Annotated in this window: 21 protein-coding genes; 8 read left to right on the top strand and 13 right to left on the bottom strand. The window is 40.6% G+C overall.

Annotated features, from left to right (window positions below):
- Positions 1–80 precede the first annotated feature (80 nt).
- The 5 genes from ACC612_RS01345 to ACC612_RS01325 form a co-directional block, all read right to left on the bottom strand.
- Entirely contained in the window at positions 81–662 is a 582-nt protein-coding gene (locus ACC612_RS01345; protein WP_371852657.1) for a flavin reductase family protein, read from the bottom strand.
- 188 nt (positions 663–850) lie between these two features.
- Positions 851–1,450, bottom strand: a complete 600-nt coding sequence (locus ACC612_RS01340; RefSeq protein WP_371852656.1) for a YkgJ family cysteine cluster protein — start codon at positions 1,448–1,450, stop codon at positions 851–853.
- A gap of 168 nt (positions 1,451–1,618) precedes the next feature.
- Positions 1,619–2,389, bottom strand: a complete 771-nt coding sequence (gene fetB / locus ACC612_RS01335) for an iron export ABC transporter permease subunit FetB (RefSeq protein ID WP_371852655.1) — start codon at positions 2,387–2,389, stop codon at positions 1,619–1,621.
- Positions 2,386–3,042: an ATP-binding cassette domain-containing protein gene (locus ACC612_RS01330; protein WP_371852654.1), complete on the bottom strand. Its 657-nt coding sequence runs from the start codon at positions 3,040–3,042 to the stop codon at positions 2,386–2,388. The genes fetB and ACC612_RS01330 overlap by 4 nt, the downstream gene beginning before the upstream one ends.
- 17 nt (positions 3,043–3,059) lie before the next feature.
- Positions 3,060–3,497, bottom strand: a complete 438-nt coding sequence (locus ACC612_RS01325) for a MarR family winged helix-turn-helix transcriptional regulator (protein ID WP_371852653.1) — start codon at positions 3,495–3,497, stop codon at positions 3,060–3,062.
- Between the two features lie 616 nt (positions 3,498–4,113).
- On the opposite strand from ACC612_RS01325, the gene ACC612_RS01320 reads away from it, so the two are divergent.
- On the top strand, positions 4,114–7,581 hold the full coding sequence (locus ACC612_RS01320) for a UvrD-helicase domain-containing protein (RefSeq protein WP_371852652.1): 3,468 nt from the start codon (positions 4,114–4,116) through the stop codon (positions 7,579–7,581).
- 130 nt (positions 7,582–7,711) lie between these two features.
- Here ACC612_RS01320 and ACC612_RS01315 read toward each other — a convergent pair whose 3' ends face one another.
- The 6 genes from ACC612_RS01315 to ACC612_RS01290 all read right to left on the bottom strand — a co-directional run bounded on the left by ACC612_RS01315 (position 7,712) and on the right by ACC612_RS01290 (position 14,185).
- Positions 7,712–8,263 carry an adenylate kinase family protein gene (locus ACC612_RS01315; RefSeq protein WP_371852651.1) on the bottom strand — a complete coding sequence of 184 codons (552 nt, stop codon included), beginning with the start codon at positions 8,261–8,263 and terminating at the stop codon, positions 7,712–7,714.
- Between the two features lie 24 nt (positions 8,264–8,287).
- Complete coding sequence (locus ACC612_RS01310; protein WP_371852650.1) at positions 8,288–8,875, bottom strand: aminodeoxychorismate/anthranilate synthase component II; 588 nt, start codon at positions 8,873–8,875, stop codon at positions 8,288–8,290.
- Complete coding sequence (trpE, locus tag ACC612_RS01305; protein WP_371852649.1) at positions 8,875–10,446, bottom strand: anthranilate synthase component I; 1,572 nt, start codon at positions 10,444–10,446, stop codon at positions 8,875–8,877. The genes ACC612_RS01310 and trpE overlap by 1 nt, the downstream gene beginning before the upstream one ends.
- Positions 10,439–11,092, bottom strand: coding sequence for a phosphoribosylanthranilate isomerase (locus ACC612_RS01300; RefSeq protein WP_371852648.1), 654 nt, complete (start codon positions 11,090–11,092; stop codon positions 10,439–10,441). The genes trpE and ACC612_RS01300 overlap by 8 nt, the downstream gene beginning before the upstream one ends.
- Complete coding sequence (gene trpD / locus ACC612_RS01295) at positions 11,079–12,137, bottom strand: anthranilate phosphoribosyltransferase (protein WP_371852647.1); 1,059 nt, start codon at positions 12,135–12,137, stop codon at positions 11,079–11,081. The genes ACC612_RS01300 and trpD overlap by 14 nt, the downstream gene beginning before the upstream one ends.
- A 569-nt stretch (positions 12,138–12,706) precedes the next feature.
- A complete protein-coding gene (locus ACC612_RS01290) occupies positions 12,707–14,185 on the bottom strand; it encodes a cobyric acid synthase (RefSeq protein ID WP_371852646.1) in 1,479 nt (492 codons plus the stop codon).
- A 120-nt stretch (positions 14,186–14,305) separates the two neighbouring features.
- Here ACC612_RS01290 and cbiT point away from each other — a divergent pair, with 120 nt between their 5' ends.
- The 7 genes from cbiT to ACC612_RS01255 are packed head-to-tail and all read left to right on the top strand — an operon-like array spanning position 14,306 to position 18,582.
- Positions 14,306–14,857: a precorrin-6Y C5,15-methyltransferase (decarboxylating) subunit CbiT gene (gene cbiT / locus ACC612_RS01285; RefSeq protein WP_371852645.1), complete on the top strand. Its 552-nt coding sequence runs from the start codon at positions 14,306–14,308 to the stop codon at positions 14,855–14,857.
- 16 nt (positions 14,858–14,873) lie between these two features.
- Positions 14,874–15,485 carry a cobalt-factor II C(20)-methyltransferase gene (locus tag ACC612_RS01280; RefSeq protein WP_371852644.1) on the top strand — a complete coding sequence of 204 codons (612 nt, stop codon included), beginning with the start codon at positions 14,874–14,876 and terminating at the stop codon, positions 15,483–15,485.
- A 16-nt stretch (positions 15,486–15,501) separates the two neighbouring features.
- Positions 15,502–16,233 (top strand): precorrin-4 C(11)-methyltransferase, encoded by a 732-nt coding sequence (gene cobM, locus ACC612_RS01275; RefSeq protein WP_371852643.1) that lies wholly within the window; start codon positions 15,502–15,504, stop codon positions 16,231–16,233.
- Positions 16,203–16,742, top strand: a complete 540-nt coding sequence (locus tag ACC612_RS01270) for a cobalamin biosynthesis protein CbiG (protein ID WP_371852699.1) — start codon at positions 16,203–16,205, stop codon at positions 16,740–16,742. The genes cobM and ACC612_RS01270 overlap by 31 nt, the downstream gene beginning before the upstream one ends.
- Positions 16,739–17,092 carry a cobalamin biosynthesis protein gene (locus ACC612_RS01265; RefSeq protein WP_371852642.1) on the top strand — a complete coding sequence of 118 codons (354 nt, stop codon included), beginning with the start codon at positions 16,739–16,741 and terminating at the stop codon, positions 17,090–17,092. The genes ACC612_RS01270 and ACC612_RS01265 overlap by 4 nt, the downstream gene beginning before the upstream one ends.
- A complete protein-coding gene (gene cobJ, locus ACC612_RS01260; RefSeq protein ID WP_371852641.1) occupies positions 17,061–17,867 on the top strand; it encodes a precorrin-3B C(17)-methyltransferase in 807 nt (268 codons plus the stop codon). The genes ACC612_RS01265 and cobJ overlap by 32 nt, the downstream gene beginning before the upstream one ends.
- Entirely contained in the window at positions 17,857–18,582 is a 726-nt protein-coding gene (locus tag ACC612_RS01255; RefSeq protein WP_371852640.1) for a precorrin-8X methylmutase, read from the top strand. Before cobJ ends, ACC612_RS01255 begins: the two co-directional genes overlap by 11 nt.
- A 37-nt stretch (positions 18,583–18,619) precedes the next feature.
- Here ACC612_RS01255 and ACC612_RS01250 read toward each other — a convergent pair whose 3' ends face one another.
- The gene (locus tag ACC612_RS01250) at positions 18,620–19,300 is read right to left on the bottom strand and encodes a cytochrome c biogenesis CcdA family protein (protein ID WP_371852639.1); all 681 of its coding nucleotides are present in this window, start codon (positions 19,298–19,300) and stop codon (positions 18,620–18,622) included.
- On the bottom strand, positions 19,297–19,779 hold the full coding sequence (locus ACC612_RS01245; protein ID WP_371852638.1) for a thioredoxin family protein: 483 nt from the start codon (positions 19,777–19,779) through the stop codon (positions 19,297–19,299). Before ACC612_RS01245 ends, ACC612_RS01250 begins: the two co-directional genes overlap by 4 nt.
- Positions 19,780–19,796 lie beyond the last annotated feature (17 nt).

Below are 19,796 nucleotides of genomic sequence, written 5' to 3'. Positions count from 1 at the left end.
ACATCCTACAGTAGATCCAGAAAATTATCCACTTAAATCCTGATCTTGAAATAAAGAAGGTCCACGGACCCTTTATCTCATCACTTTTTGGTCGCTCTGCAACCTTCCCCTATCGAGAAAGCTTTTCCAATATTACGTCCCATGCCGTAGTAGCTTCTATTCCCTGTTCCATATATAACAGGCCGGATTTTCTCTATGTCAGGATTTCCGCTTTCGTCAAGTACGGATTCTTCCGCCTTGATATCGACTATCTCTCCAACAAACATGGTATGAAGCCCTATTTCAAATGTGTGGAGCAGTTTGCATTCAAGAACTACAGGGAACTCTCCTACATAAGGAGCATCTACAAGATCGCTCCTTACTGGAGTCAGATCAGCTGTCTTGAATTTATCTTCATTCTTTCCGCTTGCGAGGCCAAAGTAATCAGCTTCTTTTACATAATCTTCGGAAGGAATACTTACGGTAAACGCTTTATTTTCGATGATGCCGGCATAGCTATAGGTAGCCTTCCTTAAAGATACGGTGATACATGGAGGGTTAGAACAGCAGATTCCAGCCCAGGCTACAGTCATGGCATTTGGCTTTCCATTCATATCATAGGTACCCACAACCCAGGTTGGTGTCGGGAATGCAAGTGTCTTTGCTCCAATCGATTGTTTCATGGTTTAATGTTCTTTCAGCTGATATAAAATGGTTTTCAAGCCCATAGCAGCGTTCCAGCCATACAGCATTTATCCTTATATAAAAGAAAACTACTCTGCTCTCAAAGATATTTATAAAATAGAATTACGTTAATGAAAATACAGCGTAAATACTCTTTTTTAGTGGACCAGTCTGGACATAAAAAATACTATCCTAGATCCACACCTGCATTTATCTTCGGAAGGTCCTTCGATGACATGTACATGGCAAACATTTCCAGTTCATCGAATGGAATCTGTATCTCTTTTAAAGTGTTCTTCATGTGGAACCCTGAAAGTTCCTCAGCATAGGATTCAATGGTTTTTTCCCACTCTGCTATAACTTTAGCTTTTTCTTCCTCAGATATACCTGTTTTTGATACATTGGATATCATCCATAACGCAAATTCCTTGATGATCAAGAAACCCACTGGACATGGCTGCAAGCCTATGGAAGTGCCTGAAGTGTTTACCTTAAATGGATACAAACCACACACAATGGGACGCTCATAGTAGACGCCGCACCTGTCATGCGATTTTAAAAAGGAACAAGGCGTCTCTATCCTGTAAAGAGGACTTGCAGGCATCTCGCTCTGTATCTTCTTTGCCTTTTCAGGATCTATCTGAGAGAAATTCCTGTACTCGTCCTCAAAAATATGGATCTGGCCATTCTTGCAGCAATGTGCTTCACATTCCTCAGGACATATGTAGTATTGCAGTATGCTTTGTATCGTACCATAGTGAATGGCTTTTTTGACAGCTTCTCTCATATCCATAAATGATCGTACCGAATTTGATTTGATGATTGTGACCTATATAAGGCGTCTGATAAACTCAATAAGTTGAATATATATGTTTGGTTAAAAAGAAAGGTAATCCCATAGATACCTGCTTCCCTTTGACTCGAAGAAACATTTTTCAAATACTATACCCTACGTTCATTTAATCGACATTAACTGTTTTCTGCTATTGAAAAAGTTCCTGTAGGACAGGTAGCAAGCCACATATGATGAAATAGAAGTGGTCGAAAGCAGCATAAAAGTCACAATGATCTGATATTTTATTGCCTCTATGGGAGATATTCCGGCAAGTATCAATCCCGTCATCATTCCCGGAAGTGATACAACACCTAATGTTTTTGCAGAATCTATTGTTGGGATCATACCAGTTTTTATGGCATCCCGTATAATTCCTATGGAAGAAGGCAGGATATCCGCACCCATAGACAGTTTTGTTTCCACTTCCTCTCTTTTGCTCTTGAAATCAGACAAGAGCTGCTTATAACATACCCCCAGTGCTACCATGGAATTGCTGATGATCATACCGCTCACGGGAATGACCTGATAAGGCTCATACGCTATTGTCCTCGAGAATACAAGTACAGAAAGTGTCACCACAGTACCTATAGAAATGGAACCGAACGATATGATCAATATTTGTTTGATGCCTTTTCCTCTTTTGGAGGCATTGTATGCAGCGTTAAAGGTCATAAAAAGAAGTAGAATAGTTGTAAAAAGGGGGCTTTTAAGACCGAATATGTATTCAAGGATATATCCTACAATAACGAGCTGGACCACAGCCCTTGCAACACTGATCAGGGTTTCCTTCTCAAGTCCCAGCTTTTGTGAGTATGAGAGATAAAAAGACACCAGCACAAGAGAAGAAGCAATGAGCAAAGATGTACTATCAATAGCTACTGAACCATTCATTTTAAAACCTCCAGAGACTTTATCTCGCCTGCTTCTAAGGTAATGATCTTATTTGCATACTTTTGGCTTTGTTCAGGATCATGTGTGATCCACAGAACAGTAATTCCTCCTTTGTTCAGAGAAGAAATCGCATCCTCCGCCATGCGTGTATTTTCCGCATCAAGGGCAGAAGTAACCTCGTCCAGCAGCAGAACTTCAGGAAGGAACAATAAGGTTCTTATCAACGATATCCTTTGCTTTTCGCCCCCGGAGAGGTTTTGAACATCGGAATTCAGAAAAACAGGGGGTATATTGAACAATGAGAATAGTTCTTTTACTCTGCTTTCGTTGAAGGGAATATTCCTGATAGAGAAAGGAAATTCGAGGTTATCCTTCACATTATTGCCAAAAAGGTAAGGGGTTTGGGAGCAATAAGATATGTTTTTTCTTAATTCCGTCGGACTATACCCGGTCATATTTACGCCTTTGTAGAATATGTTTCCGGTTGTCGGACTGATCAAATGACCACAAAGTCTGAGCAATGTACTTTTACCACTACCCGATGGACCAACTATAGAGATAAAGTCTCCAGCATCAGCAACAAAGGATACGTTCCTTAGAATGTCCTTACCATCGTTAGCAAAAGACACGTTCCTAAAATAGAGCAACGGCAAAATGCAATACCTCCTTCCTATTGGCTCTTTGGAGAGAACAGGGATCCTACATCGATATTTTCAAGCAGTTCCTCAAGAAGTGCTTTGAGCTGCTCTTTTTTCTGAGGTACCAGACTATCGAACAGATTCCTTGCAAACATCTGATCCTCTGTTACATGCTTTTGAACAGCCGCCTTTCCATTTTCAGTGGCAATCAGCTCTATGGACCTTCGATCCTTGTTCGTTCTCAACCTTTCAATAAGCTTCTTATTTTCCAGCCTGTCAAGGATCCCCGTAAGCGTGGAGGGAGAAATATTGTATTTGTTAGAAATGTCTTTTGAAAGTATGTTGCTGTGCAGGTATATCCTCTCGAGTACATACATCTCCTGAGAAGGAATACCAGAAGTCTGAAGCTGGTATTCATTTTTGTAGTGAATAATGTCGATGATCCTGTGAAGCAGAGCATTCTCATCCAAATTTCATTTCTCCAGAATATTTTGTCTACCGAATATTACGATATACGAAATAATATATATCCCTTTTGGTTTCGATTTGGAATATCTGGATCTGTGGAAATCCTCTCTTTTCGAGGAACTAACCAAATTGATTTTCAAAAATGTCTGTATATATCGCTCCATTCCAAGCTAATAATGTTGATTTTAATAAGGAAGTGGTTTTAAAACTCATTTTGCATTCATTTAATCAAAGTTCTGTTGAATGGAATTTAATTATAGTTCACAGAGCTTTCATTGTTTGCCTGTTGAGTCAAAAGAAGAATAGTAGGAGTTTTGAAACAAGCTCAAGTATTCTACAGAGCCGATTTTTTAGCAAATTCCATATACGGAAAGCTTAAGGTGAGGAATGTTCGAAAAACAAGGAAAGTATATAGACATGACTTTTTTTACATATGTACAGAAAATATATGAGTTATACTGAGGAAACATATTTAAGTTAGCAAATTTTTATGAGATAGAAGCGTCTAAGCTTCACTTAAAGAAGTATGACATTAATTATAATCATTTTACAAGAAAAAGTTTTTAGATCCACAATTGTAAGCCCAGTTTATTTTCAGTTCCATAGTCGGTAAATATGATGTCATACGAAAAAATAGAACAGCTTAAATCCTTAGTATCAGAAACCAAACGGCAGGATCGTCTGATATTTGCGGGTATACTATTAATCCCTTTAATCATTGGTATATTCATAGCTAAAAGTGCTAAGAAGAAAAAGAAAGAACTAATTACATTAAAACAAAATATTATCAGTAATATTGAAAAAGAGCATGAAGTTCGTACAAAAGAATTCAATGATAACTATAATCCAACTGATGCATTTATTACATACCATGAAAAAATTGAATTAGTCAAAAAATGCAATTCATATCTGGATGACCTTCAAGTTCTTGATAAAAATAAAACACTTTTTGATAACGACTTCAATAGCTCAATTAAAGAATCTATTCAAACAATTGCTTTAATAAAAACAAAAATCGTGGGGGACATTAAAGCAGAGACTAAAATCCGAATCGACGATTTGAAAAATACTAATACATTTGATAAATATATTACCTATCCCGACAGAATCGAATTAGTCAAAAAAATCTATTCATACCTGAGTGACCTTCAAGTTTTCGAGAAAAATATAACACATTTTAATGATGACTTCAATGTTTTTATTAATAAGTCCATTCAAGTGATTGCTTCACTTAATGACAAAATAATAGATAATATCGAAAAAGAAACTAAAATTAGAATTAATGAGTTAATTATTGGTAATAGTGGTTCGGTAGATGGTACATATATTGCAAAAAGAGTCGAATTGGTCAAAAAGTGCAATTCATACCTAGAGGACCTCCAAGTTCTAGAGAAAAATGAAATACATTTTAATTATGACTTTAATAATTTCATCGACAGTTCTATTCAAGCAATTGCTTCAATTAGAGGAAAAATATTAAGTGATATTGAGAAATGGGTTAAAGATCAATCCAAAAAACTAATGGTTGTTCCTGAAAAATGTATTACACATTATGAAAAAGTAAAATTTATCAAAAAATGTAATTCATACTTGGACAATCTCCAAATTCTCAAGAAAAATGAAATAATTCATAATGAAGAATTCAATGACTTTATTGAAGAGTCTTTTCAAAACATTGCTTCAATAAAAGGAAAAATTTTAGACAATATTGAAGCAGAGACTAAAATTCGAATCGAGGAACTGATTAATGATCGCTATTCAATAACTCATACCTATTTTACATATCATAAAAGAGTAAAGTTCGTCGAAAAGTGTAATTCATACCTAAAGGACCTTAAACTTTTCGAGGAGGAAAAAATAGTTTTAAGTGATGAGTTCTGTAGTTTTATTGATGAATCTATTCAAAAAATTACCTCGATAAAAGATGTTTTTGAAAACTACAATAATAGTGATTTTATTGAAAAGCGAATATCAAGATATGACTATTTGTTCAAGAAATCTTCTTTCCCATTAGATCAATCTCAAAAGGTTGCAGTCGTAACGGACGATACTCATAACTTAGTTGTTGCGGGAGCAGGTTCAGGAAAAACAGAAGTCCTGATTACAAGAATAGCTTATTTAATCGAACGTAAACCGGATACAATAGATACTGAAAGAATTCTTGTTCTTGCTTTTCAAAATAAAGCTGCTCGAGAAGTACATGATAGATTAGACTCACGATTTGGTTTTGACACCAAGATTAAAACTTTTCACTCATTGGGTCGTGAAATTCTAATGGAATCATACAGGGATTCAGGTATGGATGCACCTCGAATTGCTGATGAGACTGAGCAGCAACAGTTTGTCCTTACAATTTTTAATGAAAAGACAAAAGACAATATGTTTCAAAATGAGATTGTTAATTATATGAAAGCATATGGAGACAGCGAAATACGTAAGTCAAAATCGGATTTTGATGAAAAAGAGCAATATTACGAATATATGCGAAATTTAACTTATACGGCCTTAGATGGTACCAAAGTGAAAAGTGAAGCTGAAAGAGAGATTCTCAACTTTTTTGTAACTCATGATCTAAATGGAAAAAGAGTGAAAGTTCTATACGAACGTCCTGCTGAATGGATGGAGTATAAGAAGGAAAATGGAGATACTCATATTCCGAAACCTGATTTTTTCTTCCCGGATTATAATATTTATCTTGAACACTGGGCTATAGACGAATACGGAAACGTTCCTGAATGGTTTGAAGGGAAGAATCCTGCAAAAGACTACAAAGAAGGCATGGAGCAAAAAAAGAAGAAATTTGCAGAGCAAGAAAAATATTTGCTTGTAGAAACATCAAATAAAGATTATATACAAATAAATTTCATTGAGATTTTGAAAGACAGACTGCTAAAAGCATTAAATGAAAAAAACCCTGGAAAAAATTTTGAGTTTACACATATTGCATATGACAAGCTTGTGAACAGAGTATGGGAGGAGTGCGTAGTTTCTGTAAGATATCTTCCTCATCATATTGGTAACTTTATAACTATAGCCAAAACATACAATTTAACTCCGGCAGAAATAGAACAAAGAATTAAGAATGAATTTTGGTCTCCAAAGCAAATAGAATTTGCGAATATAGCTCTTAACGTTTATTCAAGTTACGAGAACAGACTGCGGGCTGAGAACAAAATCGATTTCTCAGATATGATAAATCTTGCAGTCAAAAATCTCAAGCAAAATGGAAGTCTATACAAAAATAGGTTTGACCATATTCTTGTTGATGAATATCAGGACATCAGTCAGCAAAGATATGAACTCATCAAATCGCTAATAGAAAAAAATGATGGTTGTAAACTTTTTTGTGTGGGGGATGATTGGCAGAGTATAATGGCCTTCTCTGGTTCGAATCTTGATTTTTTCGTTCATTTTGATCAGTATTTCGACCATCCTGCAGTAACTTACCTGACTGTGAACTATAGAAGCTGCAAATCAATAGTGGATACGGGAGCAGAAATTATAAAGCATAACGGAGATGCTCAGCTTAAAAAGGATGCCATTGCTCAAAATAATAGTATAAAGCCTATAAGAGTTTATATTTCAATCCACAACTCTCACTTTGTGAATGATTACTATACGCAAATTGCTCAACATTGTGTAATTACTATAAATGGTTATTTGCAAAAAGGGTACCAGGAAGAAGATATTATGATCCTGTCGAGGATAGCAAATAGTCCTATAATGAAAAAGAAGTTACAAGAATATTCTAAAACTTATGATGTACCCATTTCCTTTGAAAACAGATTAAATAAAAAGATTCGTTTTATGTCTGTTCATGCAAGTAAAGGTTTGCAAGCAAGAGTTGTATTTTTGCTCAATGTTGTAGATGGACTATATGGTTTCCCTTGTAGAAAGGAGAATCCTGATATTTTTGAGCCTGCTACCAGAGGAAGGAAAAAAGATCGAGAAGAAGAGGAAAGAAGGCTTTTTTATGTAGCAGTGACCAGATCAAAGGAAGATCTAATTATATACAGTCAAATAGATTCGCAAAGTAAGTTTCTTGGAGAAATTGAAAGCCATGTTATTGAAAATTTACTAAACTGAACCCACAAATACAAAAAGCATTGGAGAAATAAGGGATATAAGCATATTAGTGAATAAACAATATACAGCTAGCGACTAGGTTTAAAAATCACTACATTAAAACTGTTTCGATAATTTCTGCTTCAATAAACTATGCGAAAAATTCCTCGCTCCAGTCCACAGAACCGGGTTTGTATTTTGCTGTCACCTGTTCATCCCGGTCTTTGAGCAGAGCATCGAGGATCTCTTCAACATCCGTAATGGTCTCCTCAATGGTCTGGTTAGTGGTGTCTATTTCAAAGACCTTGTCACACCACCCCACTGATTCGAACAGGATTACATCGAGAGCCTCTGCTTCCAGGTTTTCCTGGACTTTGTTCTCAGAATAGTTCCTTTTCTGTAACCTTTCCCGCAGCTTATCAGGAGATGTCCGCAGCACTATGACAATATCAGCAATATGGTGGGAAAGATGGCTGTCCAATATAGTAACAGGGCTGGACCTGTTAACCTTTTCCATGACCCTCTGCTCCACTAGATCCATGTCAGCTACAACACAATCCCTTTCAGTATCCACCTCAGAATAGAGTTTTTCATCTTTTATAAGTTCATTGAGGTGGATTATCTGGTATCCGGGCTTTTTTTCCAGCTGCGCTGTGACCGATGTTTTACCCGTTCCTGGTGTTCCTGTGATTCCGATAAGCATGATTTTGAATAAACACGAAAAGGCTTAATCCTTATGCATGCCAGCTATATTTAGGAAGTTCTCGACGATTTTCATCCCGTTTTCAGTAAGCACTGATTCCGGATGGAACTGCACACCGTATATGGGATACTTAATGTGCTCCACTGCCATGATAATGCCATCTTCTGTCTTTGCCGTCACTTTTAGTTCATCTGCAAGCTTTTCAATTGCAAGGGAATGATATCTTCCACCTTTGAAGGTCTGTGGCACACAATAAAAGAGAGGTGAACTTTCATGGCTGATGCCAGATGTCTTGCCGTGTATCGGGCCACTTTTTGCATGTCCGATGGATCCTCCAAAAGCTGTGTTGATGGCCTGGTGACCGAAACATACACCAAGCACAGGGATCTCAGGACCGAAATCCCTTATAATATCAAGACAAGTTCCCACATCTTCAGCCTTATGCGGTGTACCCGGACCAGGAGATATTACGATGGCATCCGGATTAATCTTCCTTACTTCATCCGGAGAAATAGTATTCGGAACGACTATAGTATCCGGTTCGAATAGGGAAACATAGTCCACAAGGTTCCAAACAAAAGAATCCTTGTTGTTGATGAACAGTACCCTCATTATTTCCCTCCGATGGCCTTTATCATTGCAGCCATTTTCCTTTCGGTTTCCAGATATTCGTATGTCGGATCTGAATCAGCCACGATGCCTGCTCCAGCCTGCACATAGGCAGTATTGTTCTTGATCAGAACAGTCCTGATGACTATAGCAAAGTCGGCGTCACCGTTCCAGGAATAATACCCAACGCCACCACCGTATATGCCCCTTGATGCAGGTTCCAGATCATCTATGATTTCCATTGCCCTTATCTTGGGTGCTCCGGATAACGTGCCTGCTGGGAAGATGGCACGAGTAGCATCGAACTGGTCGCATTCATCTCTCAGTTTTCCACTTACAGTACTCTCGATATGTTGGAGATGCGAATACTTGACAACGCTCATGAGGTCATCAACCTTCACAGTCCCACCTTTTGAAACCATTCTCACATCATTGCGTCCCAGATCTACAAGCATGATATGCTCTGCTCTTTCCTTCTCATCCTGAAGCATGTGGGCTGCAAGTTGTGTGTCCTCCTCTTCATCTTTACCTCTGGGACATGTGCCTGCAATGGGATTGCTGATGACCTTTCTGTTGTAGACCGTCATGAGGGTCTCGGGACTTGCACCTACGATACCGATGTCCTTGAAGTTGAAAATGTACATATATGGACTTGGGTTGATGTCCCTGAGCCGTATGTAGAGTTGCAAAGGGGTCTGACTCATTTTTACGGTGTACCTGCGTGAAAGCACTACCTGAAAAATGTCACCGTCAATTATGTGCTGCTTTGCAGTAAGTACCGCCTTTTCAAAGGTTTCCTGATCGGTACTGGGTACTGGTTCCTCAGACTTTACTCTACCCAGTATATCGGAACTTATGCCTATCACAGAGGACATGTGCAATGAGCGCTCCATGAGCTGTGCATCTGCTAAAGCATGTTCATACACTGCTTCAAGATCACTCTCCTTTGTTACAAAAGGAGTAATAACCAAATATGTCTCGTTGGTGATGTGATCAAAGACAAAAGTCTTGGTCATTATGGCAAAATGCATCTCAGGCGTGTCAGCATCATCCTTCTTCTCACGGCCTATCCAGGAATCATATACAAGGTCATAACTGTTGTAACCAATGGCACCGCCGAGGAATGTTTGTCTCTCAAAACGCTTCTGATTAAGGAGCTCAACATTGTTACTTGTCGGGAATATTTCACGGAATGCAGCAAGATCATCGCTGCCTTCCTTGACTTTTACCCTGAACCTGCCTCCTATTAGAGATTCAGTATTTCCCATAGCCTTTACTTTATCATAGATGAACTTTGAAAGCTCTGAATTCTTCTGGCAATCGATGGTAAGATACTTATCCTTAATGTCCACCACGATTTCAGGTTCAGAACCCACAAATGAGTACCTTGCATGTCTTTTTTCTTTTTCCACCGATTCAAGAAGATATGAATAATTTGCATTCTGCAATGTAGCATACAGTTGCAAAGGATTGCAAACGCTTTCCACCTTTGCCATGAGCTGTACAATTGCAGGTGTTTTTGAATTTTCTACAAGAGAAATAAAATCATTTTTATTAAGATCAAATTCAACCATTTGTACACCTTATCTGTGTAATGAACCTGCTCACTTTATCAGGGTCTTTCTTACCATTTTTCTCAACTCCCGATGCAACATCCACTGCATAGGGCCGTACTTCTTCCACTGCCTGAAGGACGTTTTCGGGATTGAGACCTCCTGCGAGTATCACAGGAGCTTCCATTCTCTCTACGATCTGCCCGCTCACAGACCAATCGTGGACAACGCCAGTTCCACCGACCTGCCCGGCTTTGCTTGAGTCAAGCAGCATGCCATCTATGATATCGTTCTCAAACAGCTTTTCCATTGAATCTATTGACGGAAGTGTCTCTTCAACAATATTTTGTTTTGCAACAGGTATAGAAAAGGTTTTGATGATCTTCTGCCGGACATTATCCCTTATATATTCAAGATCAGAAAGTACGAGGTCATTATGCAGCTGGACGATATCCGGTTTGCATATGTCAATAAGCTCCACAGCTTCCTCTCCGTTTTCCGGCATGATCACAAGTACAGAATCTACGAACAACGGCACCTGTGAGATAAGAGATGATGCAGTTGCAGCATCAAGCTTCCTGGGGCTGTTTACAGGCACTTCTGTAATGAACCCCACAGCATCTGCTCCGTACTTGACGGCCATCTCAATGTCTTCAGCACACTGCATGCCGCAGATCTTCGCTCTTACAGGAACTCTCATATTCTATGCCTTCAAAGGTCTTGTCGCTGAACTGTCTGAGCTTTTCCATGGCCTTTCCTGAATCGATAACCTCTTCCACCATGGGTATGGCTTCCTTCAGAGAATCGGCTGCACCTGCAACATAAAGGGCAGCTGCCGCATTTATCACAATAAGATCTCTTTTAGGTCCTTTTTCTCCTTTGAAGATGTAGATTATGTCCTTCGCATTTTCAGAAGGAGTGCCGCCTACAATATCTGTGGCTTTTGCTCTCTTGATGCCCAGTTCTTCAGGGGAGATAGTGTATGTCTTTATCTTGCCATCTTTAAGTTCCGCTACCTGGGTCTCTGAGATATTGGAGATCTCGTCCATTCCGTCTCCGTGTACAATCATGGCCCGCTTTGCACCCATCTTCTTAAGCACCTGTGCGAAAATCTCACAGAGCCCGGGATCATATACGCCTAGAAGTTGTGCATCAGCGCTTGCTGGATTTGTAAGAGGGCCGAGGATATTGAAAACTGTCCTTACACCCATTTCTTTCCGAACCCCTGCTACTCTCTTCATTGCCGGATGGAACACAGGAGCAAGCATGAATCCGATACCTATCTTTTCGATTGACTCCTTTACGGATTCAGGGTCTTTGTCGATCTTTATGCCCAGCTGTTCCAGTACGTCTGCGCTGCCTGAAAGGGAAGTGATCGCGCGGTTGCCGTGCTTTGCTACGTTCACTCCTGCAGCAGAAGCAATAATTGCAGCAGCTGTGGAAACATTGATGGTCTTGTGCCTGTCCGCTCCGGTTCCCACTACATCCACAAGTGTGCCTTTTACATCAGGGTGTATGCTTCTTGCAGCTTTCTTCATGCCGCATGCAAACCCAGCTATCTCATCAGCAGTCTCACCTTTCATTTTCAAAGCCATGAGCAATCCAGCTATCTGAGCATCAGTAGCTTGTGTGAAAATTTCTGTGATCGCTTTCTCAGCCTCTTGCAATGTCAGGTTCTCACCTGCACTTACTTTTTGTATGTATGACTGCATGATAACACCTTTGAAGACATCAATGTTTTAATTTGTACATTGATGTATAAGTAGATGGATGGTATAAATACTTAACCGTTCGACAAAAATGTACCAAATATAACTAAAACTGAAAAATACGTGCAAAAAGAGTGACATTCATCAAAAATATGAAAAATGTTTACGTGAAAATGACGAAACAAACATCATCAGGATAAGTATGGAGATAACAAATAAAATAGATAAGATTATTGACTAGCTGAAGAATGAAAGCTTGAAAATACTTTTCTCTGCAGATGATTGCATATTATGTAAAATACAAAGCCTTTGATTTGATCGACTTGTATAATTACTTGGACAAAATTAGAAATGTGAATGCTATTTCAGTTGGAATTGGAAATACTTTATAAAAGACATTTGTTGCTTTTAACTATGCCTAATCCATTGGAAAAAACAGGATAGTCAAATATACCCAGAACAACAGATCGGAGACATTTGACTGCATATCAATTTTAAGTTTCACACTCATATGTTTTACAGAAGACTTTATCTCTGACCACATAGAATAAAATCTTCTTAAATTTGAAAATTTAATTTCCTTCTATCATCGCATAGATCTTGTCCATGTCCAGGCAACTACGTACGATATCTGCAAGTTCATTATATGCCTCTTCTTCGGTGGTTGCCTCTTCAGGATGGAACTCCACGCCTTTCTTTTCAGCCAGATAGATCATCAGAGCAGTTCTTATGTTGCTGTTATCGAACAGTCCGTGCAGGTATGTGCCTACGACAGTTCCAGTCTCATCGATGCTGCCATCATCACCAAAAGCGGTTCTGAGAGTCATTGTTTTACCCATGTGGATCTCGTACCCCCAAACTTCCTCACCTTTGATATGCCGGAATATCGGTCCCTCTGCAACTACTTTCTTTTTAACCTGAGTAGTGGTCTTCTTATACTCACCGAAAGCCGTCTCCACATCAAGCAGCCCCAGACCCTCATAATCTGCCTCACGGCCGTTTTCTATACCAGAATCATGTAGAGTCTTACCAAGCATCTGGTAACCGCCGCATATCCCAAAAATTGGTACCTTACCATACATTTTCTGGATCTGCTTATCCATTCCACTTGCTTTAAGGTCTAAAAGATCACTGATAGTATTCTTGGTACCCGGGATAATGATACAATCAGGAGTTCCAAGGTCCTCATGCAGCTCCACATACCTCACCTTTGCCAGGCGCTCCAAGGGTTCAAAATCTGTGAAATTAGATATGCGTGGCAGCCTGATCACTACAATCTCTACATCGTTCAGGCAACCTGAAGAAGTGTTCCTGCTTTTTGAATAGATTGCCATGGAGTCTTCAGATGGGATTTTTAGTTTATAATATGGCAATACACCCAACACAGGGATGCCTGTCATCTCTTCCAATTGCCTCAACCCTGGCTCCAGGATAGCCGGGTCTCCTCTGAATTTGTTGATAACGAAACCTTTTATGTTGCCGCGTATGTCCTCCGGCAAAAGTGCAACTGTGCCATAGAGACTTGCGAACACTCCTCCGGATTCGATGTTGCCCACCAGAATTATCGGCGCCTGTGTGAGCCTTGCTGTGCCCACATTCACGATGTCCCTGTCATAGAGATTTATTTCCGCGGCTCCGCCAGCTCCTTCCATAACAATGAGATCATATTTCTCACCGAGACGATCCAGAGCTCCTCTCACCACTTCCATGGTTTCCGAGATGGAATCATAGTAGTTACCTGCCGATTTATCAGCAAAGGGTTCACCCAAGATAATAACCTGTGAAGTCCTGTCACCTTTGGGTTTCAAGAGCACCGGATTCATATCTGCAGTAGGATCAACACCTGCTGCTTTGGCCTGCACAGCCTGTGCTATGCCTATTTCCTTACCATCTTTAGTGATCCAGGAATTGAGACTCATATTCTGGGCCTTGAACGGAGCCACTCGGTATTTCTCTGAAAGGATCTTGCAAAGGCCTGTGACCATTATGCTTTTGCCCACATCCGAGGCAGTCCCCAGTACCAGTAATTTTTTAGTACTTTTGCCAGTCATATCCAACAACCTTTTAACATGGAAAGCTTTTGTGTTAACGAAGATTTCTCACAAGTTTTATGAGGAACAACTTATATCTACTTAACTCCAGAACTCCAGTTTACTTAAATTAGGTGGAACATGTTTGATCTTTTACGTGTAAGCGGTGGCCCAACAAAACCAGAAATAATCGCTATCGCGGTCTCCAAGTTAGGACTAAGGGACAGCGATATGTTCTTTGATGTAGGGTGTGGTACAGGTGCTGTGTCGATAGAAGCAAGTTCACTTGTTAAGAACCTTCACATCACTGCAATAGATGCAAGGAAAGAAGCTATTGAAGTAGCAGAGAAGAATTTCGAAGCATTTAAGATACCGAACGTGAATCTGGTTTTCGGTGAATCCTCTGAGGTCATCGCTCAAGCGGAAAAAGTAGATTGTGCTTTCGTAGGCGGATCTAAGAACATCCTGGAGGTGCTGGATGCTCTTGCAGCAAAGAATGCCCGTAGTATAGTCGTGGACGCTGTGCGTATAGAGACCGTAGTAAGGGTAATACAGAGGATGAAGGAACTTGGTATATTCCGTGAGGTACTCCATGTAATTGTATCACATGGGGTCGACCTTGTGGGCGAGACCATGTTCAAGCCTGTAAATCCGGTGTATATCATTGTCGGAGGAACAGACAAAACGAATTAAGAGGAGAATCATATAAATGCTAATTGGAGTTGGACTTGGACCGGGATCCCCGGAACTTCTTACATTGAAGGCTGTAGAGACCCTTAAGAAAAGCCACAAAGTCTATGTACCTGGCAGACTGGCCGCTGAGCTTGTTGCTCCTTATGCTGAAGCGGAGATCCTTGATTTCCCGATGCTTACCGATTATAACGTCCTCAACGAAGTATGGACAAAGAACGCAGAACTCATAGCAGAGGAGTCCAGGCATAACCTTGTATCCTTTGGGCTTATAGGCGATCCGAATTTCTTCTCAACTTTTACACATCTTAAAAGAGTGATGAATAGACTTTACCCTGATGTAGAGACAGCTACAATACCAGGTATCAGCTCTATTACATCCTTTGCTTCAAGAGCCGATGCAGAGGTCGATGCTTCATTTGAAGTAAGTGATGGCTCTGAAAAAACATATAAGATTGTTCTTAAGGCAACAAAGCCACTCGAGATCATAGACTCCATGAAAAAAGAGGGTTACAATAAATTTACTTTTGCTCAGCGTCTGTTCATGGACGACGAGATCATCATCAAGGAAATGGAAAAGATCCCGGAGAAAGGCAACTACTTCAGCATAGTGTTCGGGCAAAAGACATAATGGAGGAAAAAATACAATGGCTCGGAAGGTATATTTTGTGGGTTCAGGCCCGGGTAATGCTAAGTACATAACTGTTATGGGCAAGGAACTTCTGGAACAAGCGGACCTTGTAATATACGCTGGTTCCCTCGTGAACCCGAAAGTGCTTAATTATTCAAAGGGAGAGAAAGTGGACAGCTACGGACTGACTCTTGATGAGACAAACAAGCTGATGGTAGATGCCCTCAATGCAGGTAAAAAAGTAGTACGTCTGCACAGCGGCGATCCATCACTCTATGGCTCTATTGTAGAGCAAATAGAGGAATTGAAGAAGTTTGACGTTGAGGTAGAGGTGATCCCAGGCGTTTCCTCAGTCTTTGCAACCGCAGCAGCGCTCAAGACACAGCTGACCCTGAACAACGTTACAGAAACCCTGATTATCACAAGACCAGCAGGCAAGACCCTGGAAGAAGACCAGATAAAGGAACTTTCCCGGCATAATGCCACAATGGCTGTATTCCTGGGTACTCAAAAGATAGAAGAGATCATGAAAAAGGTTGAGTACAGTCCTGATACCCCGGTGGCTGTGGTCTTCCATGCATCCTGGCCTGATCAGAAAATAGTCATCGGTACTGTGGCCGATATAGCTCAGAAGGTCAAGGATGAAGGCATAAAGCGCTCAGCCATGATTCTCATCGGAGGGGTAGTTGACCCAAAGAACTATGGGAGGTCGTACCTATACGGAGTAGCACAAGAACCGCTGTCATAACGTTTGAAAGAAATCTGGAGATCGCCGAGCGTATAGCTAAGCACCTAGATGCTGATGTTCTTCTATATGGAAAAGAGATCTTCAGAAAGGCGTTTGAAGAATATGATGCAATAGTGGCGGTCTTTGCAACTGGTATCGTGGTTAGGGATATAGCACCACTTATCCAGGATAAATGGAAAGATCCGGCTGTAGTTGTAGTTGACTCGAACCTCAACTTCGCTATTTCCCTTCTTGGAGGGCATCATGGCGCCAACGAGCTGGTCCGCAGGATTTCCGAAATAGGTGCTATACCAGTCATCACCACAGCCACAGAAGTTCATAACCGTAACTCTGTGGAAGGTATTGCTAAAGTTCTGGGATGTGATATCGTTAACAAGGATTCCACTCGGCAGGTCAACTGTTCCCTACTGGAACAGGATGTGGAAGTGCTTGAGATAAAGGGTCCCAGGATCGTGATAGTTGGTGATGATGTATCTGTGCTGAAAAAGGAAAAGGCGGGAAACAGATGATCATAGGTATCGGAGCCAGGAAAGGTGTCAACAAAGAAGAGGTCATATCCGCCATTGAGTCTGCACTTATAGAAGTGGGGAAAAATATTGGAGATATTGACATGCTTGCCTCCTCAAAGATAAAGGAAAATGAGGCTGGCCTGCTTGAAGCTGTTACTTTACTTGGGAAGGAGATAAAATTCCTTTCCGATGACGAAATTAATCATTATGATGCGCCATCTGGGTCCCAGGCAAATCGTTTCGGTTTAACAGGGGTGGCAGAACCATCTGCCTTGGCGCTTTCTAAAAAAAAGGAATTAATCTTAAGGAAGAAGGTATATGGAAGGATCACAATCGCAATCGCAGAATAAGACCTCTGCTGGAAAAGGGAGGCTGTACATAATAGGAATTGGACCTGGTTCAGTACCTCAGATGACCATTGCTGCCAGAGATGTATTGCTGAACTCTGACTACATTGTAGGCAATGGCACTTATCTTGACCAGATAGCAGAGCTGATCGATAAACAGGAGATCATTCGCAGCGCCATGGGCAAGGAAGTGGACAGGGCTGTAAAAGCAGTACAACTGGCCAAGGACAAAGTTGTATCCATGATAAGCGGTGGAGATGCCAATATTTATGGCATGGCCGGACTTGTGTTGGAAGTAGCCGAACATGAAGGTCTGGATGTCGATATTGAAGTACTCCCAGGAGTTACAGCCATCACTGCTGCAGCAAGCGTACTGGGTGCACCCATAGTAAATGATTTTGCAGTTATCAGTTTAAGTGACCTCCTCACACCCTGGGAAGTAATCGAAAAAAGGCTGAACGCAGCTGCTTCTGCTGATTTTGTAATCTCGCTCTACAATCCAAAAAGCAGACAGCGAAAATCAAATTTCTCACAGGCTATAGATATAATTAAAAAATACAAGAATGGCTCAGTACCAGTCGGTCTTGTAAAGAATGCATTAAGAACCACTGACCAGGATTATGTTGTCACAACTCTGGACGAGGTTATGAACTATAACGACTGGGTGGATATGAGCACCACTATCCTGATAGCCAATAATGAATCCAGGATCTGGAAAAGCAATAACGGGGAAAAGATCATCACTCCAAGGGGGTATCAGAGAAAGTATGACTACTAAAAGCAAAAAGCAGTCCGGTTCACCTGCTCTTGAAGAGCTTGTGGAGTTCACTACAAAAATAGATCCCACACTTATAGACATCTGCACTGACCTCGGCGCTCAGACTGATGAGGCAAAGGCTATCTACATGACAAGCCGCAACCTAGCTAAACAGATAGTGGGAGACAGAACCATAGAGGATAGGATACGCCAGCGCTGCATGGTTGCAGTGGGCGACCTTTCAATGGCATATCTCATGCATTTCAACAAAGATCCTATAAAGGCAGGTGTGGAAGCTCTGAAGAAAGGTGCACCGATATTTGTGGATATCAACATGGTAAAATATGGTATCACGAAGATGGGACACAAGTCAGAAGTCATCTGTGTGATGGATGAGGACAAGGATGCCGCCATAGCTAAGAAATTCGGTATCACCAGAACTGCAGCAGGTTTTCTTGCATGCAGGGATAGGCTGGAAGGTTCCATCGTTGCCATAGGCAATGCACCTTCTGCAGCACTTGCAGTGTGTCGTATGGTAGAGCATGGCATAAGACCAGCTTTGGTCATAGCAACACCTGTAGGATTCGTGAATGCTGCAGAGTCCAAGGAAGTCGTAAGAGATACAGACATACCTTCCATCACATGTATCGGTACAAGGGGTGGAACTCCCATTGCCGTTGCTTGTGTTAACGAACTTGTGGCAATTGCCAATTCAAAAGATGAATGCGAGGAATAAATTCTCGCATCGTCTTAACTTATTCTGCTTTTAAAATCTAAATAAGTAAGGTTATTTGGCTTGTGTAGGCCATCCATAATCCTGCAAGTATCAGTAAAACGCCAGCTATCTTTTTGACTATAAAGTCATAGCGAGCAATGTTCCTTAATCTCATAGCAGATACATTTGCAGAATATGCGATAATGAGCATAGGCAATGCAAAACCAATAGAATACATAAACAGTAATGATGCGCCGTAGGCCAGATTGCCCTGCATGGCCACCAGCACCAATACACTTCCTAATAAAGGTCCTACACATGGTATCCAGATGATGCCCAAAGAAAGACCTAGCAAGACACCACCCAGTAGTCCTTGCTTATTAGAATTATGGACCTTACTTGTTAAGAAGGATAACCAATTGAAGACCTGAAGGTCAAAAAGCATGATGATCCCAAAAAGGACAATGATAACAGAAGCTATGAGATGCAAATAAGGAATATAGCGTATTAACAAAGCTCCAAAGGCAGATGTAATCGCACCCATAGATGTGAAAGAGATCACCAAACCTGCTATCACTGCAAAAGGGCCATATTTTTCTTCTTTTGTGGAAAAAGCCAGGATAGCAGGCAGCAAGGGAAGAGTACATGGAGAAAGTACACTAATTATGCCTGCAATTAATACCGCCAGAGGACTAATATCAGTAGTCACCATATTCTTAGATATGTCAGTCTCAATCACTTATTCTGCCTTGAAGCAATAGCCAAGTCCAGTGTTTGGGTGAGAATGTCTTTCTCAGTTACACCGATGAACCTTGCAATATTCCTATCTCTGGTAATATTGCCGTCAGATGTCATATAAAGATAGCCTTCTGAATCTCTGTCTGCTATGACGAACATGTCAGGCACAGAATATACATCAAAAAACATGGCAACTTCAGGAGTTTCCCGTGTATCTAAATACATAACTGTAGCCTTTCCAGAATATTCCTGTGCGATTTCCTCAATGGTAGGTTTCATTATTTTGCATGCCGGGCATGAAGCAAAACCCATATCTACAAGCACGGGACCCGAAGCGAGTGCCTCATCTATTTGCTGCTGGTTCTGAACATTTACTATAGCACTAACCACAGTACTGTCTCCAGAAGAGGAAGTTGTATCAAGGCAACCAGAAGCGGCTATGAGTAAAAGTGCAATATAAAAGAAAAGACATTTCTTCATAAATTCACCTGAAACTA

Source organism: Methanomethylovorans sp. (assembly GCF_041447285.1).
Lineage (GTDB): Archaea > Halobacteriota > Methanosarcinia > Methanosarcinales > Methanosarcinaceae > Methanomethylovorans.
The sequence above is the reverse complement of the archived record's forward strand: the minus strand, read 5'-3'. Positions and strand labels throughout refer to the sequence as shown.